This is a genomic window from Providencia sp. UF-224 (assembly GCF_058245955.1).
Genome location: NZ_JBSICC010000005.1, coordinates 73,681 through 90,785, shown reverse-complemented (window position 1 = coordinate 90,785; position 17,105 = coordinate 73,681). Strand labels below are relative to the sequence as shown.

At 42.4% G+C, this 17,105-nt stretch carries 13 protein-coding genes; 6 read left to right on the top strand and 7 right to left on the bottom strand.

The window, feature by feature from the left end:
* Nucleotides 1-57: 57 nt before the first annotated feature.
* Nucleotides 58-1,737, bottom strand: a complete 1,680-nt coding sequence (locus AC4IFO_RS06980; protein ID WP_490732998.1) for a DUF7057 domain-containing protein — start codon at nucleotides 1,735-1,737, stop codon at nucleotides 58-60.
* 170 nt (nucleotides 1,738-1,907) lie between these two features.
* On the bottom strand, nucleotides 1,908-2,867 hold the full coding sequence (trxB, locus tag AC4IFO_RS06975) for a thioredoxin-disulfide reductase (protein WP_273804468.1): 960 nt from the start codon (nucleotides 2,865-2,867) through the stop codon (nucleotides 1,908-1,910).
* Between the two features lie 537 nt (nucleotides 2,868-3,404).
* Between trxB and lrp the strand changes: the two genes are divergently transcribed.
* The 6 genes from lrp to AC4IFO_RS06945 all read left to right on the top strand — a co-directional run bounded on the left by lrp (nucleotide 3,405) and on the right by AC4IFO_RS06945 (nucleotide 12,377).
* Nucleotides 3,405-3,899 (top strand): leucine-responsive transcriptional regulator Lrp, encoded by a 495-nt coding sequence (gene lrp, locus AC4IFO_RS06970; protein ID WP_004918089.1) that lies wholly within the window; start codon nucleotides 3,405-3,407, stop codon nucleotides 3,897-3,899.
* A gap of 412 nt (nucleotides 3,900-4,311) precedes the next feature.
* The gene (locus AC4IFO_RS06965) at nucleotides 4,312-7,911 is read left to right on the top strand and encodes a DNA translocase FtsK 4TM domain-containing protein (RefSeq protein WP_490732996.1); all 3,600 of its coding nucleotides are present in this window, start codon (nucleotides 4,312-4,314) and stop codon (nucleotides 7,909-7,911) included.
* A 106-nt stretch (nucleotides 7,912-8,017) separates the two neighbouring features.
* A complete protein-coding gene (gene lolA / locus AC4IFO_RS06960) occupies nucleotides 8,018-8,638 on the top strand; it encodes an outer membrane lipoprotein periplasmic chaperone LolA (protein WP_490732994.1) in 621 nt (206 codons plus the stop codon).
* Nucleotides 8,639-8,731: 93 nt separating this feature from the next.
* On the top strand, nucleotides 8,732-10,075 hold the full coding sequence (locus tag AC4IFO_RS06955) for a replication-associated recombination protein A (RefSeq protein WP_490732992.1): 1,344 nt from the start codon (nucleotides 8,732-8,734) through the stop codon (nucleotides 10,073-10,075).
* 108 nt (nucleotides 10,076-10,183) lie between these two features.
* Nucleotides 10,184-11,476 carry a serine--tRNA ligase gene (serS, locus tag AC4IFO_RS06950; RefSeq protein ID WP_219244157.1) on the top strand — a complete coding sequence of 431 codons (1,293 nt, stop codon included), beginning with the start codon at nucleotides 10,184-10,186 and terminating at the stop codon, nucleotides 11,474-11,476.
* Nucleotides 11,477-11,657: 181 nt separating this feature from the next.
* Entirely contained in the window at nucleotides 11,658-12,377 is a 720-nt protein-coding gene (locus AC4IFO_RS06945) for a sulfite exporter TauE/SafE family protein (protein WP_490732989.1), read from the top strand.
* Here AC4IFO_RS06945 and AC4IFO_RS06940 read toward each other — a convergent pair.
* The 5 genes from AC4IFO_RS06940 to AC4IFO_RS06920 all read right to left on the bottom strand — a co-directional run bounded on the left by AC4IFO_RS06940 (nucleotide 12,374) and on the right by AC4IFO_RS06920 (nucleotide 17,082).
* On the bottom strand, nucleotides 12,374-13,267 hold the full coding sequence (locus AC4IFO_RS06940; RefSeq protein ID WP_490732987.1) for a LysR family transcriptional regulator: 894 nt from the start codon (nucleotides 13,265-13,267) through the stop codon (nucleotides 12,374-12,376). The genes AC4IFO_RS06945 and AC4IFO_RS06940 overlap by 4 nt on opposite strands.
* Before the next feature lie 92 nt (nucleotides 13,268-13,359).
* A complete protein-coding gene (locus tag AC4IFO_RS06935) occupies nucleotides 13,360-13,608 on the bottom strand; it encodes a non-oxidative hydroxyarylic acid decarboxylases subunit D (RefSeq protein ID WP_490732985.1) in 249 nt (82 codons plus the stop codon).
* A gap of 9 nt (nucleotides 13,609-13,617) precedes the next feature.
* Complete coding sequence (locus AC4IFO_RS06930) at nucleotides 13,618-15,045, bottom strand: non-oxidative hydroxyarylic acid decarboxylases subunit C (RefSeq protein WP_490732983.1); 1,428 nt, start codon at nucleotides 15,043-15,045, stop codon at nucleotides 13,618-13,620.
* A 401-nt stretch (nucleotides 15,046-15,446) separates the two neighbouring features.
* The gene (locus tag AC4IFO_RS06925; protein ID WP_490732981.1) at nucleotides 15,447-16,253 is read right to left on the bottom strand and encodes a BPSS1780 family membrane protein; all 807 of its coding nucleotides are present in this window, start codon (nucleotides 16,251-16,253) and stop codon (nucleotides 15,447-15,449) included.
* Nucleotides 16,254-16,611: 358 nt separating this feature from the next.
* On the bottom strand, nucleotides 16,612-17,082 hold the full coding sequence (locus tag AC4IFO_RS06920; RefSeq protein ID WP_206085453.1) for an Lrp/AsnC family transcriptional regulator: 471 nt from the start codon (nucleotides 17,080-17,082) through the stop codon (nucleotides 16,612-16,614).
* Between the last annotated feature and the right edge of the window lie 23 nt (nucleotides 17,083-17,105).

Below are 17,105 nucleotides of genomic sequence, written 5' to 3'. Positions count from 1 at the left end.
CGTAATGAGAAGACGGCTTAACATAAAACTGTTAAGCCGTTGGCATTTTAAGGGGAATTAAGGGATGGGGGTAATGTTTAACCACTCTTTCGGTTTTAAGGTAAATTGCCCATTTAGCAAATTATCCCAAGCTTGGTCTTTTTTCTGAACGGTATTGAACGAATGGCTTTGTGTATCGACAACTTCCCAGCTCTGTTCTATTTCTTGCCAAACATTGCAATCAATGGTTGAACTGGTGGGGTAGGAATAACACATAATGACATCGTCTTTCCCATCTTGATTTACATCTGCCATAAAACCTAAGCATGAATAAGGTTCATGCTTCGATGTGCAATACCATGCACTGCTGAGGTTCTCACCCAGATCAAACCAACTATCCGGTAAGGTAGGGCTATTTTTCGCCTGTATTAGCACTTCTTTCAGTGGTATTCGTTGCTCCTCGGCATAAGGGCTGGTTTGGAATTGCTTTTGGTATTCAGGATTGCTATTGAGTTGTTCAAACGCGAGCTTACCTTCAGGCCCTAATTGTTTTAAGTCATACGCGAGTGAGCTATTTACTTTGATTTTGCCGTTATTCACGCCCGTTACAATGCTATTGATGGTTATAGTTTTGAAATTAGCAATAGGGCTATTAATGACTAAAATAATCGCAATAAGGGAGAGAATACCCACTTTATTAATTGTGCCGAGTGAAGTCATCCACAATGCTTTTTTGCGAATGATAGCAAGGCTATAGGCCAAAACAACCAAAGCTAAAAATAGCGCGACGGTAAAGGCATATAATCGCTCGACGCTCCAACTGTATTGGTTAACTCGCACAAGAATGCCGTACAGTGAAAGCCCTGAGAAGGCGTTGAGCAAGATAATGTTAATTAACACAAAGGCATTCAGCCCTTTGCGAAATTGATATTGTGTACTGCCATCACCATAAACAAAATTAATAAAAATGAGATTAAGGATAACAAACCACAGCATTACGGCGGAGCCTAAGCCTGCGGAGTCCAGCCCTGAAAAATAGGAAATAACAAAGCCACCTAAGAAAATGACTGCAACTACGTTTAATAACGGCAGGAAAAAACGGGCAATAAAGCTCACAAAGTTACTGAGTTGAATATCAACAGCTGCACGTAAAAAGGTTAAACCAATATTAAAACCAAGGGTAAAACTGACCCAATAAATAACTTCATTATCAAGGGTATCACTTAAAAAATGTAAATTAACAATGCCAAATAAAAAGCTAGCTAATTTCACAATTAAGGTCAATAACCCACCAATTGCTGCGGCTGATATCCCTAAGAAGGTATTTTTAATATATAACCCCATTAAGCAACTGTAATTAATTTTCCATGTGCGTGTTGTTTGCAGTAATTGCATCCATGGGAGCATGAAAAATAACAGGACAGTCAGCGTAAGGAATGCAATAAAGGGGTTTGCATCTGAGGCGTTTTTAAAATCTTGGCTATGCCAAAAGTTAATCCAATAGGTAAGAGCGATGGTTAAGACGATGCTGAGATAAAAAAATATGGATTTAGCGTTAGTGATTAAATAGCTCACTACTGATGGTACGAATATCGCCAGTAACATTGGCAGGAATACTGTAGCTGCATCTAACTGACTGTCAGAGCGAATGGAGTAATCTGTTGTTGCGGCAATGACGATACCCTGAATGATGGCGAGTATGATAACAATTAAATACGAATAGCCACGAACGATATCACGCCCTGATGGTTGCTCCATATCGATACCTATAAAGTTAAAATCATGTAAAAAACAGTATAGACAGAGCAGGGGAAGGGCAATATAAACTTGCTCTTAAAAATACGTAGCGATGCGAAGTATCAGAAATGAAATCATAAAAAAGGCAGCCACCTGTTAAAGTTACTGCCTAAACCGAAAGTATATTGCGATTATTTAGATGCTAAACCGTCAAGATAGCGCTCGGCATCTAATGCCGCCATACAGCCTGTACCTGCGGAGGTAATCGCTTGGCGATAGATATGATCCATCACATCGCCTGCTGCAAATACACCCTCTACAGAGGTTTGTGTTGCGTTTCCTTGGGTGCCAGATTGTACTTTGATATAACCATTATCTAAATCGAGTTGACCATCAAAAATAGCGGTGTTTGGGCTGTGGCCAATCGCGATAAAGGCCCCCATCACTGGGATATCTTCAGTGGTATGGGTTTTTGTACATTCAAGGCGTACACCTGTTACACCCATATCATCACCTAACACTTCATTTAAGGTACGATCGGTATGCAGGATGATATTGCCGTTTTCGACTTTATCCATTAAACGGTTGATCAGGATTTTTTCTGCGCGGAAGCTATCACGGCGATGAATTAAATGCACTTCAGAAGCAATATTGGATAAATACAGGGCTTCTTCAACAGCTGTATTACCGCCACCAACGACAGCAACTTTTTGATTACGATAGAAAAAACCGTCGCATGTTGCACATGCAGAAACACCTCGGCCTTTAAAGGCTTCTTCAGAAGGTAAGCCGATATAACGTGCAGATGCACCGGTTGCGATAATAAGTGCATCACAGGTATATTCGTTTTCATCACCAAATAAACGGAATGGACGTTGTTTTAAATCCACTTTATTGATGTGATCAGAAATAATTTCGGTTTCAAATTTTGCAGCGTGCTCATGCATACGTTCCATGAGACCTGGACCGGTTAGGCCTTCAGGGTCACCCGGCCAGTTTTCGACTTCAGTTGTTGTCGTTAATTGACCGCCTTTTTCCACCCCAGTAATCAGTGCAGGACTTAAATTTGCGCGAGCGGCATAGACTGCGGCGGTATAACCTGCGGGGCCTGAACCTAAAATGATTAACTTGCGATGTGTGGTTGTACTCATGAATTCCTCTTTTAATCTCAAAAAAAGCATTCTTAGGATTGTAGGAGAAATAGGAAGGTAACAAAAGTGATTTAAGTGCGACTTAGTTTTGTGCCACTTATTTCTCTGATAGGCAAGACGACTAAATGTAAGAAAGTGTGACAAAAAGGTAAGGCCGTCACGCTTCATAATTTTTAGGAATTATCTTGAATTAGGGCTGCGAAACGTTTTACTGGAAAAAAAAGCGAAATCTTGTACTGATTTTTATTCATTTGCTTTGACAATCGGCTGCGCATTTGCGAAAACATCTATGTAAGAGTTAATTATCTAGCAGATCAATGAAAATGGCGCATTTTTGTTCTTGATGGAAAGTTGGCTTTACACTACTTACAAACTTAAAAAATAAGTCACGATTGTGAATGATCATTACATTCACACGAACTTCAGCACTATAAATAGAATTTGCCCTGAACACGAATTCCTAATAAAAAAGGTGGTTGGCAAGGGGCTCATTTTATAGATGTAGAAAATAACAATTAGAGAAAGAGAGATAAAGAGATGATTGACAATAAAAAGCGTCCTGGCAAAGACCTTGACCGTATCGACAGGAATATATTAAACGAACTCCAAAAAGACGGGCGTATTTCTAACGTAGAATTATCCAAGCGTGTTGGTTTATCACCAACGCCTTGTTTAGAGCGTGTACGCCGTCTTGAAAGACAAGGTTTTATTTCAGGCTATACCGCCCTGTTGAACCCACATTACTTGGATGCGTCCCTGTTAGTGTTTGTTGAAATTACACTAAACCGTGGTGCGCCAGATGTGTTCGAACAGTTTAATACTGCAGTTCAAAAGCTTGAAGAAATTCAAGAATGTCACTTAGTATCAGGTGACTTTGACTACTTGTTGAAAACGCGTGTGCCAGATATGTCCGCATATCGTAAGCTACTAGGTGAGACGCTGTTACGTTTACCAGGTGTAAACGACACACGTACATATGTAGTTATGGAAGAAGTTAAACAAAGCAACCGTTTAGTGATTAAAACTCGCTAATCAAGGCTTTTGTGACCTCACTTCAGCACAGCATTATCAGCTTTGTTGTCGCACTGCAGTTTCAACGCTGAGTTTACTCAGCGTTGTTCCGTTTTAGAGCCTAATAATTTCCGAAAATTTCCCTTTTAAATCGGCCAGTTGATTGTAAGCTCAGCCTTTCTTACGTAATTTTATGAAAATCCCTTAGTTATCGATAAGTTTTATTATCAATTTATTGATTTTAAAGCTATAAATAATTAGGAGTTTTGTCGATAAATAGAAATTGAATCCGATTTCATTAGATGAAATACTGGGTCATTATGTATTAATCGTGCATTTATTTTCCTTAGGGGCCGCTAAACAGGCATCATAGGGCGATTAATGTTAGAATAAACAGAATCAGTAAAGAAAATCAGTTAGTAAAGAAACAATAATGAGCCAAGAATATACAGAAGATAAATACATCAAATTTAAAAAACTCAGTAGCGGAAGACGGCTACTTGAGGTGATTTTGCTCGCGATTTGCTTAAGTGCAGTCTTTCTTATGGTTGCATTGCTAAGCTTTAGTCCTTCAGACCCTAGTTGGTCGCAAACCACATGGAATGCCCCAGTGAAAAACTTGGGTGGCAGTGTGGGGTCATGGAGCGCTGATATTCTTTTTTCTGCTTTTGGTATTCTGGCTTTTGCCATTCCACCGTTATTATTATTGGGCTGTTGGGCTATCTATCATTATGAAAGCCAGCGCCGCTACATCGACTTTTTCTCGCTTTCTTTACGCCTTATCGGTGGTCTAGCTCTGATCCTTTCTTCCTGTGGTTTAGCCGCACTTAATTTTGATGACCTGCCCAATTTTGCTTCAGGTGGTGTGATTGGGAGCGTATTTAGCAGCGCTATTATGCCGTGGTTTAATTCATTAGGTGCCACACTGGCATTGTTGTTCTTATGGGCAATAAGCTTCACCTTATTTACGGGTTGGTCATGGTTGACCATTGCGGAGAAAATTGGTGCCGCAATCCTTCTTCCGATTACATTATTAACGAATCGCGCCAGAGGCGACGATATAGATGATTATGATGTAGAGGAAACGGAAGATGCGTTGCAGAGAGCGCAAGAGGCTGAGCACTTAGCAAATGATAACGATCAGCTCCTTGATGCTGACGATGTGCTATTTTCAGCGCCAACTGTTGCTGAGCTTGCGATAGAAAACGTACCACAAGCGGAAGTGATTGAAGAACAACGTCATGTCGAAGCACCAGTAGCAATGCCAGAAGTCGCTTCAGCGACAGAGCTAGATACATTGCCATCATTTACAGCGGCGGATGAGCCAAATACATATCACTTTGAAGTCCCAGATGATTACCAGCCACAATTAGGTGGTGGTTTTGAGAAACAAGCAGAACCGATATTTGAACCTGCCGTCTCTTCGCCAAATTATGTACCTGTCACGCCGCCAGCGTTCAGTCCAGTCAATGATGTTCAGCCACAACATCAAGAAAATCAGGCGTTTGTTGAAGCCCTTAACACGCCATCGACGCCAGCCATTCCTGAGCCACAAAATACATTTATTCCTCAATCCCCTTCTGAATTATTTACACCTGCACCAATGATTGGGGATGTTGCAGTTAGTTCTTCAGTGAGTGATCGGGTTGCTGACCCAGCGGCTTTAGCCGCTGCAGGAATTTCCATTGCTGCACTTGAGCGCCATGCTCAGATTAAACAAAACATGGAACCTGAACTACCAAGGCCTAACCCTGTGCGTTTACCAACGCGTCGCGAATTGTATGGAATTCGCATTCCATCACAGCGAGATGCAGAGCTACAACGTCGCCAAGAAGAAGCCTCTAAACGCGAAGAAATATATCAGCAGTGGTCAACAAATGATGTGGAAGATGAACAGAACAGTGATGATGCACAGCAAGCTGAACTATTACGGGCTGAATTCATAGAGCAGCAACGTGAACGTTACGGTGAGGTGGATAATTCTGATTATGAGCCGCCTATTGCGCAAACCTCTCCTGTAGATTTACCTGAGCCTCTACAGAATGAGCAAGGTGAACAAACGCCTGCCAATTCATGGACGCAGCCAGCAATCGAACATCGTTGGCCATCTTCCTCTGATTTATCGACAAACACGCATAAATTTGCAGAACCAGAAATTCCATCTATTGTTCCTAGTGACTCTTTTGAGAGTCCTATTGATGATGAACAAGATGACTTTGAACCGAAGATTGATTTACGAAAAGAGTTCTCAGTATTAGACAGCTTCTCTCCTGTAGATGATTTAGTGGATGAAAAGCCAGCGGATCCACTCTTTATGCCAACGTTTACCGCTGTTGAGCAGCCAGTGGTTCCTCAAAATAATTCATATTCAGGACTTGGCAATAGCCAGCCAGCAACACACACTTTTGCGCAGCCACAGCAGCCACAGCAGCCACAGCAGCCACAGCAGCCACAGCAGCCACAGCAGCCACAGCAGCCACAGCAGCCACAGCAAGATAGCTTATTCCACCCGTTCTTGGTGCGTAATGACCAGCCATTACCAAAACCAACAACGCCGATGCCTTCTCTTGATCTACTGGCAAGTCCACCAGAGCAAGAAGAACCCGTGGACATGTTTAAACTGGAGCAAACAGCAAGGCTAATTGAGGCTCGGTTAAATGATTACCGCGTGAAAGCCGAAGTTGTCGGCTTCTCACCTGGGCCTGTTATCACTCGTTTTGAGCTTGATTTAGCGCCGGGTGTCAAAGCAGCCCGTATTTCGACATTATCCCGTGACCTTGCACGCTCATTGTCAACGGTGGCTGTGCGTGTCGTTGAAGTGATCCCCGGTAAACCGTATGTCGGGCTTGAATTACCGAATGAAAAACGCCAAACCGTTTATTTGAGCGAAGTATTAGATTGTGATGATTTTAGAAAAAATCCATCACCACTGACCATCGTACTTGGTAAAGATATCGAAGGTGATCCTGTTGTCGCTGATTTAGCGAAAATGCCACACTTATTAGTGGCGGGTACAACAGGTTCAGGTAAATCGGTTGGGGTCAATGCGATGATCCTCAGTATCTTGTATAAAGCGAAACCTGAAGATGTGCGCTTTATCATGATCGACCCGAAAATGTTGGAACTTTCTATCTATGAAGGGATCCCACACTTATTAACCGAAGTGGTCACAGACATGAAAGACGCGGCAAATGCACTGCGTTGGTGTGTCAACGAGATGGAGCGCCGCTATAAACTGATGTCTGCATTAGGCGTTCGTAACTTAGCGGGCTATAACGAAAAAATTAAAGCGGCGGCAGATATGCAGCGCCCAATTCCAGACCCATTCTGGAAGCCGGGTGACAGCATGGAAACGGAACATCCAACGCTGAAAAAAGAGCCTTATATCGTCGTCATGGTGGATGAGTTCGCAGACTTGATGATGACCGCTGGGAAAAAAGTGGAAGAGTTGATAGCTAGGTTGGCACAAAAAGCCCGTGCTGCGGGTATCCACTTAGTTCTCGCGACTCAGCGCCCTTCAGTCGATATCATAACTGGGTTAATTAAAGCCAATATTCCAACGCGTATCGCCTTTACGGTATCGAGCAAAATTGACTCGCGAACAATCCTTGACCAAGGTGGCGCAGAGTCACTATTGGGAATGGGTGACATGCTTTACTTACCGCCTAACTCATCAATCCCAGTGCGTGTACATGGTGCGTTTGTTCGTGACCAAGAAGTGCATGCGGTGGTGAATGATTGGAAGGCACGCGGTAAACCGCAATATATTGATAGCATCACAACATGCAGTGATGATAGCGAAGGTGGCGGTTATGATGGTGGCGGTGAAGAACTTGACCCACTGTTTGACCAAGCTGTTGAATTTGTTGTTGATAAACAACGTGTTTCTATTTCTGGCGTTCAACGCCAATTCCGTATTGGTTATAACCGTGCTGCGAGAATTGTCGAGCAAATGGAACTCCAAGGCATTGTCAGCGAACAAGGTCATAATGGGAACCGAGAAGTACTTGCGCCGCCGTCAATGGGGCATTAAAAGTGGATAGCAAATTAATAATTTAATGTGCTAATTGCGGGTTTAATTTAAGGGGTGTATAACGTCATCACGCCTCTTAAGGTAATCATACTAAGGTCTTTGTTCGATGAAAAAAATGATGTTATTAGGCGCATTAGCCTTCAGTTTACATATCGGCCAAGTGCTGGCGGATGCGAGTCAAGACCTTCAGGCGCGCCTGAATAAGGTTAATAGCTTTCAAGCGAGCTTTTCACAAAAAGTGACTAGCCCTGAGGGCGATCTTGTTCAAGAAGGCGTTGGCGATTTATGGTTAGAACGCCCTAACTTATTTAACTGGAATATGACATCCCCTGATGAAAGCGTGTTAGTTTCTGACGGTAAAAATTTATGGTTTTATAACCCATTTGTTGAGCAAGTGACTGTCACAAACTTAGCTGATGCGACGCAAGACACGCCATTTTTATTGATCACACGTAATGACCCAAAAGATTGGAAACAATATTCAATCATTCAACAAGGCAATACGTTTGATCTTAAACCTAAGCAAACTAATGGCACGTTGAAAAAATTCTCGATTACCGTTTCACCAGAAGGCACAATTGAGAAGTTTTCTGCGGTTGAGCAAGATGGACAAACCAGCGCTTACCAGCTAAAACAGCAAAAAAATGGCCAAGTTGATGCCAGTAAATTTAAGTTTACAGTACCAAAAGGCGTGACGTTGGACGATCAACGTTCAAGCGCAAAATAAGCCTTAAACCTGTTTTTATCGCTAACTATCGGTGTTTTCTGCTGGTGGTTAGCGAGTCAGTCATTAGCTTTAAGCGGTAATAAAGAGGATATTGTGGGTAACCTGTCTCTCGACTTTTCGCAGAATGAATTTCAACCTTTAGCAGCGCGTATGCGGCCCGAAACTCTTGAGCAATATATTGGTCAACGGCACCTGCTGGCTGAAGGAAAACCCTTACCGCGAGCAATCAAGGCTGGGCATCTGCACTCCATGATTTTATGGGGGCCTCCGGGAACAGGCAAAACAACACTGGCAGAAATCATCGGCCATTACGCCCAAGCGGATATTGAGCGTATTTCAGCGGTAACTTCAGGCATTAAAGAAATCCGTGAATCCATTGAAAAAGCACGCCAGAACCGCAGTGCTGGTCGCAGAACTATCTTATTTGTTGATGAAGTTCACCGCTTTAATAAAAGCCAACAAGATGCCTTTTTACCGCATATTGAAGACGGCACGATCACCTTTATTGGCGCAACGACTGAAAACCCTTCATTTGAATTAAATTCAGCATTGTTATCCCGTGCCAGAGTCTATTTGCTCAAATCCTTAGAAGAGGATGATATTGAGCAAGTGTTATTACAAGCTCTGGCTGATACCTCTCGTGGGCTTGGCGGGCAAAATATTGTCTTGCCTGATAGTACACGCAAAATGATAGCGCAGCTTGTTAATGGGGATGCGAGGCGATCGCTAAATTTACTTGAAATGATGGCGGATATGGCTGAAGCCGATAGCCAAGGACAGCGAGTTTTAACCGCGGATTTACTCAAAGAGGTCAGTGGCGAACGCACTGCACGGTTTGATAACAAAGGCGATCGTTTTTACGATTTGATCTCCGCATTGCATAAATCAGTTCGGGGATCCGCACCCGATGCCGCATTGTATTGGTATGCAAGGATCATCACTGCGGGTGGCGATCCCTTGTATGTGGCACGTCGTTTATTAGCCATTGCTTCCGAAGATGTCGGGAATGCCGATCCTCGAGCAATGCAAGTGGCCGTGTCTGCTTGGGACTGCTTTACGCGAGTCGGGCCAGCAGAAGGCGAACGGGCGATTGCCCAAGCGATTGTTTATTTAGCCTGCGCCCCTAAAAGCAATGCGGTTTACACGGCATACAAAGCCGCGATTAAAGACGCGCAAATGCAACCTGACTATGATGTGCCTGATCACTTACGCAACGCCCCAACAAAACTATTAAAAGAGATGGGGGCGGGGAAAGAATACCGTTATGCCCATGATGAGCCCAATGCTTATGCTGCGGGTGAGAATTATTTTCCAGAACCAATGCAAGCGACCCGTTATTACTACCCAACAAAACGTGGATTAGAAAGCAAGTTTGCTGAAAAATTAGACTGGTTAGCCCAACAGGATCAAATTAGTACCACAAAACGCTACCGCTAAACTGGGCAATGCGGTAAGGTTATATAGCGAAATACTTTACTTTATTGATAGTGCTAGAATGCATCATCAAAAGTATCATCTATTACTCACAATACTCACAGGATAAGCATGCTCGATCCCAATTTACTGCGTACGGAGCTAGACGCGGTTGCTGAAAAACTGGCTCGCAGGGGTTTTACCCTTGATGTGGAAAAGCTGCGTGAACTCGAAGAACGCCGCAAAGTTTTACAAGTTGAAACTGAAACCCTGCAAGCAGACCGTAACTCGCGATCGAAAACTATCGGTGCGGCTAAAGCACGTGGTGAAGACATTGAGCCATTACGTCTGGAAGTTAACCAATTAGGCGAAAAATTGGATTCTGCGAAGGCAGAGTTAGACAAGCTGCAACAAGAAATCCGTGATATTGCGTTAAGTATCCCGAATATTCCAGATGACCAAGTGCCTGACGGCAGAGATGACTCTGATAACGTCGAAGTTGCACGTTGGGGCGAGCCTCGCCAGTATGATTTCGAAGTTCGCGATCACGTTAGCCTTGGTGAATTAACAGGCGGCTTGGATTTCCCTGCTGCGGTTAAACTGACAGGTGCACGCTTTGTTGTGATGAAAGGGCAAGTTGCCCGTATGCACCGTGCGTTAGCCCAGTTCATGTTGGATTTGCATACTGAGCAGCACGGTTACCAAGAACTGTATGTTCCGTATTTAGTTAACCATGATACGCTGTATGGTACAGGCCAGTTGCCGAAATTTGGTGAAGACTTATTCCACACAAAACCACTGGAAGAAGAAGCCGATAGCAGCACTTATGCGTTGATCCCAACGGCTGAAGTACCTGTGACTAACTTGGTTCGTGATGAAATTTTAGATGAAGATGCGCTTCCTCTGAAAATGACCGCTCACACACCATGTTTCCGTTCAGAAGCAGGTTCTTATGGCCGTGATACCCGTGGTCTTATCCGTATGCACCAGTTCGACAAAGTTGAATTAGTGCAAATTGTTCATCCTGAAAAATCGATGGATGCACTGGAAGAGTTAACAGGTCACGCTGAAAAAGTTCTGCAATTACTGAATTTACCATACCGTAAAGTGATTTTATGTACTGGTGATATCGGTTTTGGTTCACGTAAAACTTACGATTTAGAAGTGTGGCTGCCAGCGCAAAATACTTACCGTGAAATCTCTTCTTGTTCAAACATGTGGGATTTCCAAGCGCGCCGTATGCAAGCACGTTTCCGCGGTAAGAGTGATAAGAAAACTCAACTTGTTCACACGCTGAATGGCTCAGGCTTAGCAGTCGGTCGTACATTGGTGGCAATTTTAGAAAACTACCAATTAGCTGATGGTCGTATTGAAGTACCTGAAGTATTACGTCCGTATATGAAAGGCTTAGAATATATTGGCTAATTAATCGCCATATAGTTTATGCACAAAAACCGCCTCGGGTAACTCTGGCGGTTTTTTTATCTAAATCAAGCAATCCATCCTCCTCAATCTTTACCTAACCCCCTCTGAATATATTCCTGATAGTGATGTCTCTGAGCTATCGATAGTCTGTGAGCTATCGTGCGTATGAGAGATAAATTAAATGGAAATAATAATTGGTGTTTTTTTATTGGCTGGAATTATTAAAGGGGTGATTGGGCTAGGGCTACCAACTATTGCGATGGGGCTTTTGAGTACGACTATGGAGCCTGCGATTGCGGCAAGTATTTTGATCATACCTTCCTTAGTGACTAATATTTGGCAACTACTCATTGGTCCCCAATTTATCGCATTAATAAAGCGACTATGGGGATTGATGGTGGGAATAATTGTTGGCACATTATGGAGTTTTTTACCCTCTTTAACTGAAAATTCAGGTTGGACACAGCCAGCATTAGGCTGCGTGCTGGTGCTTTATGGTATTTGGGGGTTATTGGCAAAAAAGATGCCTTCCAGCGGAAAATCTGAGCGTTGGCTTTCACCTGTAGTGGGTTACCTTACCGGGGTAATTACCGCCGCAACCGGTGTTTTTGTTATTCCCGCGGTGCCTTATTTGCAAACACTCAAGCTAAATAAAGATGAACTAATACAGGCGCTTGGCTTAGCCTTCACTGTATCGACCCTCGCATTGGCAATTAAACTTTGGAACAGCGGTCAACAAGAGTACATCGATTATGGTTTGTCTTTCATCGCATTACTCCCTGCATTAGTTGGGATGTATTTAGGGCAATACCTGCGCAAAATTATGAATGAAAGCGTATTTCGCCGCTGCTTTTTTAGTGGATTGGTGCTTTTGGGCATGTATATGGCGATAAAACCTTAAGGTTTATTTTGCCAATTAATTAAAAAATCAATGAATTCATTGGTATATTCAGGAAGCTGATTAAAATCGCGGGCACAAATAACCAATTTTCGTTGTGCCCATTTTTCTGTCAGTGTCAGTATTTTTGTTTGTGAAGACAGAACGCGTTGTGCGGCCTGTTTAGGAATAATGGCAATACCCACTTCATTCGCCACCAGTTGCATAACTGCATCAAGGGTAGGAAGGCGAACTCGATAGTTCAAACGAAAACCTTGCTGCTTGGCATAGTTATCAATATGTTTCTGTAATGAATTATCTTCAGATAACCCAATAAAATCTGAATGTATAACATCATTGAATGTCACATGCTGCTGACTCGCTAATGGGTGTTGGTAATGAACCAGCACGATAAGTTCATCTGAACAAAAAGGGTGAAATGCTAACCCTGATAAATCGGTAGAGTCTGCCACTATGCCAATATTGGCCATTTTATTTTTAATCGTCGTGACAATTTCATGACTTGGCAATTCTTTGACGGATATCGACATATTTGGTTGTTGCTGTAAATAAGCTCCAATACGTTCAGGCAAAAACTCCATTTGAGCCGAGGCATTGCACAAAAGATTGATATGTCCGCGTAGCCCTTGGCTATATTGGCGCATTTCATCCTTCATCAAATCAATGTGTTGTAAAATGACATTAGCGTGCTCGATAAATGCAAAGCCTGCATTTGATAAGGAAATCCCTCTAGGCGAACGAATGAATAAGGCTGTACCAAGCTCACTTTCAATGCCTTTAACGCGCTCGCTGGCAGATTGTAGTGTTAGGTGCGTTAAACTTGCGCCGCCAGTGATGCTGCCGGCATTGGCGATATTTACGCACAATTGCAAGTCGGTAATATCAAAGTGCATAGCTTGTTAACTCCAATTTAGGGCGAAAATATATATTTTTAATTATTAGGTTAATTAATCAGAAACTAGCGATAAAGAATAGCATTATCACATTAGCTTGCTCCTTTTAAAGGCGATTTTACAATAAGAGGTGGAATTATAGGGGTCTCTGATGCGTTGTTAATATCTTGCTGGGTCATTCGGAATTCAACTGGGTAATGTTCTCGCTCCGTTCGGCGTACTGGTTCTGTATTTCTCCAGGTATAAAGGCAGCATTGGCACTGGTATATTATCCATATCCCCTCAATGGGGGAGTTTGCCATGACATCTATTTTTTCACTTGTACAACGAGGGCAAATCATATGATCTCCTTATTGACGGTTAGCGAGCAGAGTCGTTAATTTATCAATCCACAGTGCAGTTTCTGGTAAATCCTTGACGGGTTGACTGTAACGGCCGCGATTATCGGGTGCAACGGGTGTTGTCGCATCAATGATTAATTTATCCGTGATCCCTGCAGGATTAGAGCTTGGGTCTAGTCCGAGCACGGACAGGTTGGGTATTTGAATAAGGTCACCTGACGGGTTAACCTTTGCAGAAAGTGCCCACATCACTTGAGGTAAATTGAAAGGGTCAACGTCTTCGTCAACCATAATCACTATTTTCGCATAACCTAAACCATGCGGAGTGGTCATTGCCCGCATTCCCACGGCTCTCGCGAAACCACCATAACGTTTTTTAGTGGAAATGATAATGAGAAGGCCGTGGGTGTACATGGCATTGACAGCCTGAACTTCTGGGAAATCTGCTTTCAGTTGTTGATAAAGGGGAATACAAGTGACTGGGCCGATAAGATAATCAATTTCTGTCCAAGGCATGCCCAGATAAAGGGATTCGTAAATGGGGTAGGTGCGATAGGATACTTTATCAATGCGGATTATTGGCATATTACGCCCACCTGAATAGTGCCCAGTAAACTCACCGAATGGGCCTTCAAATTCTCTTTGTCGACTCTCAATGACGCCTTCAATAATGACTTCTGAACCCCAAGGGACGTCAAATCCTGTCAGGGGAGCGGTGGCTATTGGGTAAGGGCTTTCGCGCATTGCCCCTGCCATTTCATATTCGGATTGGTCGTATCCCAGTGGTGTGGCACCCATTAAAGTGATAATTGGGTCATTACCAAGCGCAATGGCAACGGGAAGGTCTTCACCAGATTCTTCCGCCTTGTGAAGTTGTAAGGCGATATCATGCATGAGAACGGGCTGTATGCCGAGTTTACGCTTACCTTTAACTTCCATCCGGTAGATACCCACGTTTTGCTTACCAAAATGCTCAGGATCTTGAGGGTCCCGAGAGATAACACAGGCTTTGTCGAGATAGAAGCCGCCATCGCCATCATTTAGGCGAAACAGAGGGAGGATATCAAATAGGTTAATATCATCACCGTTTACTTCATTTTGAGCCCAAGGCGGGTTATTTCGGCGTTCAGGTGAAACGGGAAATTTTTCCCAGCGGTGAATCAGTTCTTGGATTTGTTGTTTAATTGGAGTAGTTGCAGGAAGGCCGAGTGAAATTGCGTGGTTTTTCCAAGACCCAATCGTGTTCATAACGACATGAGCATGCTTAAATCCTTTGATTTTTTTGAATGAAATCGCAGGAGCCCCTTCACCAATCCTTCCTGTTGCATTTGCAGCCGCAGCGATATCAGGCTCTGCTTGTACTTCTTCTTGAATTTCCAGTAATTGCCCTGCATTTTCAAGCGCCACTAAATAACTACGAAGATCATCATAAGCCACCTTTAATTCTCCTTATTGTCAGTATCTTTGTGGTTTTAATTTATGGAAATTGATATCGCACTAAATGGTGCAGTGCTCAACGTTGCTCTCGCATAGTCATGACGGAGGTCGTTAAAACAAAGCCAGCTTCTTAACAGGCAGTTTTAGACGCTACCTTTATTAATTGATAAGGGCAAGTTATTGTAAACCAAGTATTTGTTTGGTCTTTGTTTTATTTTTTGTCCGGATGGTGACGTTATTTGGGATTGATTCGATTGAATTGGTAGGTGGTGTTACGCTGTGGCAAAAAAGGTCATTTAAATGAGAAGTCGAAGAATGAAAGGTATCAAAAGTGTATTTTTGGAAAAGGGAAAGCATTTGCTTTCCCTTTGAGTAAGAAGGAATAACGGTGTTATTCGAATCTATTTTACTTGTGAGAAAAATAGGCTGCGGTAGCTGCTGTAATAGCAAACATACATAATAGGCATAGAAACTAATAAACCTAAGCCTAATGGGATCACAGAGATAATCATTAAGATAGACAGAACGATAAAGAACAAGATACCCGGTAGAATATTTTTCTTAACCGCTTGCAGGCTAGCTGAAATTGCAGCACCAACAGTGAAATCGTGGTTCATGACTAGAGCAGGGGCAAACCAAGTTAACGCAGTACCCACTAAGCCCGCAACTGCCATCACAATGATAGCAAAGAAGAATGAACCTGAAGATGCTAAAATCGCCGCATCAGATGGTGAGCCGTATTGGTTGCTTTCCATTAATAAGCCAAACATCGCAGAACCACCAATGATAAAGGCGATGATCATACCGACTAAGTTAGCAGCAAAGTTAATGGCACCAACAGCAAACAGCGCGCCAAATTTGTTTTGGAAACCTGCGAATAGTAAACCAATTTCTGCTTGGCCAGTTTTACGCTGGTTTTCACTGATAGCAATAATACCGCCAACAAAGATTGGGGTAATAAAAGTGATCAGTAAGTTTAAGAATGGGATCATGGAGATAATCATAATCAATGCAAATAATACGATATTGATTAAGATCCACATGCCCAATTTTTCTTTAACCAGTGACCATGATTGGCTGATCCAGTTTACACCTTCACCTGCATCAACAGCGCGAGGCTCAGCGTGAAAAACAAAAGTATCAACTTGAGTTTGAGCGTTAATTGTAGGTGCAGGGTTGTTATCTGCACTGAAGTTTTCATTATTCATGATAAAAAAGGAACCTATTTTTTTGTAGTGAATTAGCAATAATTATTATAAAAAAGTTTGTGAGTTTATATGCACTCTTTACTTTATCGGCTGTAGTATGCAGATAAGTTAATACATTATAAAGCAGACTATTCTGGTAAGATATTTTTGATTAATTTTTTCTTAATAACCTATTTTTTAGGGTAATAAAGCAATTACTCACTTTATATTGAAGTTATAGACTGTTTGTATTGGTGTTTTTTGGTTGTATGTAGGGTTATTTTTACTTTAAATAGGGCGGCTGTTTCTAGAAAATGGTTATTGTACGAATAAAATATAATTAATAACCATTATAAAGAGTAAGGTAGACTTTGATAAATCATTCAAAAATAGATATAGGGTAAGCATCAAGCGGTTTGATTTCTTTTAATACAAACATACTTTGCATCTCTTTAATACCGGGTAATCTACGAATGACTGACATCGCAAAATCTGCGTAAGAATCTAAGTCATGAGAAACCACCTGTAATAAAAAATCAGTATCACCACCAATGCTATAACAGGCAACAACGTTTTCAAGCTCACTAACTTCTTGCTCGAATTTTTGTGCTTCCGCCTCGCTATCGCTGTCAATAATTACGCGCACAAATACCATGACACCTAAGCCAATTTTCTTGCGGTTTAAAATCGCGCGATAGCCTTGAATAATATTATCTTCTTCGAGTTTTTTAACTCTACGCCAGCAAGGTGAGGCTGACATACCCACTTTTTCAGCCAGTTCATGGTTGGTGATCCGCGCGTCTTCCTGTAGTAGTGAGAGAATTTTTGTTTCTGTCTTATCTATTGCCATAAATGAAAATTTCTACCTTTTTT

Bases quoted from the DNA above. Each gene is read 5' to 3' on its own strand.
- AC4IFO_RS06980 (WP_490732998.1), bottom strand. From the start codon at position 1,737: ATGGAGCAACCATCAGGGCGTGATATCGTTCGTGGCTATTCGTATTTA.
- trxB (WP_273804468.1), bottom strand. From the start codon at position 2,867: ATGAGTACAACCACACATCGCAAGTTAATCATTTTAGGTTCAGGCCCC.
- lrp (WP_004918089.1), top strand. From the start codon at position 3,405: ATGATTGACAATAAAAAGCGTCCTGGCAAAGACCTTGACCGTATCGAC.
- AC4IFO_RS06965 (WP_490732996.1), top strand. From the start codon at position 4,312: ATGAGCCAAGAATATACAGAAGATAAATACATCAAATTTAAAAAACTC.
- lolA (WP_490732994.1), top strand. From the start codon at position 8,018: ATGAAAAAAATGATGTTATTAGGCGCATTAGCCTTCAGTTTACATATC.
- serS (WP_219244157.1), top strand. From the start codon at position 10,184: ATGCTCGATCCCAATTTACTGCGTACGGAGCTAGACGCGGTTGCTGAA.
- AC4IFO_RS06945 (WP_490732989.1), top strand. From the start codon at position 11,658: ATGGAAATAATAATTGGTGTTTTTTTATTGGCTGGAATTATTAAAGGG.
- AC4IFO_RS06940 (WP_490732987.1), bottom strand. From the start codon at position 13,267: ATGCACTTTGATATTACCGACTTGCAATTGTGCGTAAATATCGCCAAT.
- AC4IFO_RS06935 (WP_490732985.1), bottom strand. From the start codon at position 13,608: ATGATTTGCCCTCGTTGTACAAGTGAAAAAATAGATGTCATGGCAAAC.
- AC4IFO_RS06925 (WP_490732981.1), bottom strand. From the start codon at position 16,253: ATGAATAATGAAAACTTCAGTGCAGATAACAACCCTGCACCTACAATT.
- AC4IFO_RS06920 (WP_206085453.1), bottom strand. From the start codon at position 17,082: ATGGCAATAGATAAGACAGAAACAAAAATTCTCTCACTACTACAGGAA.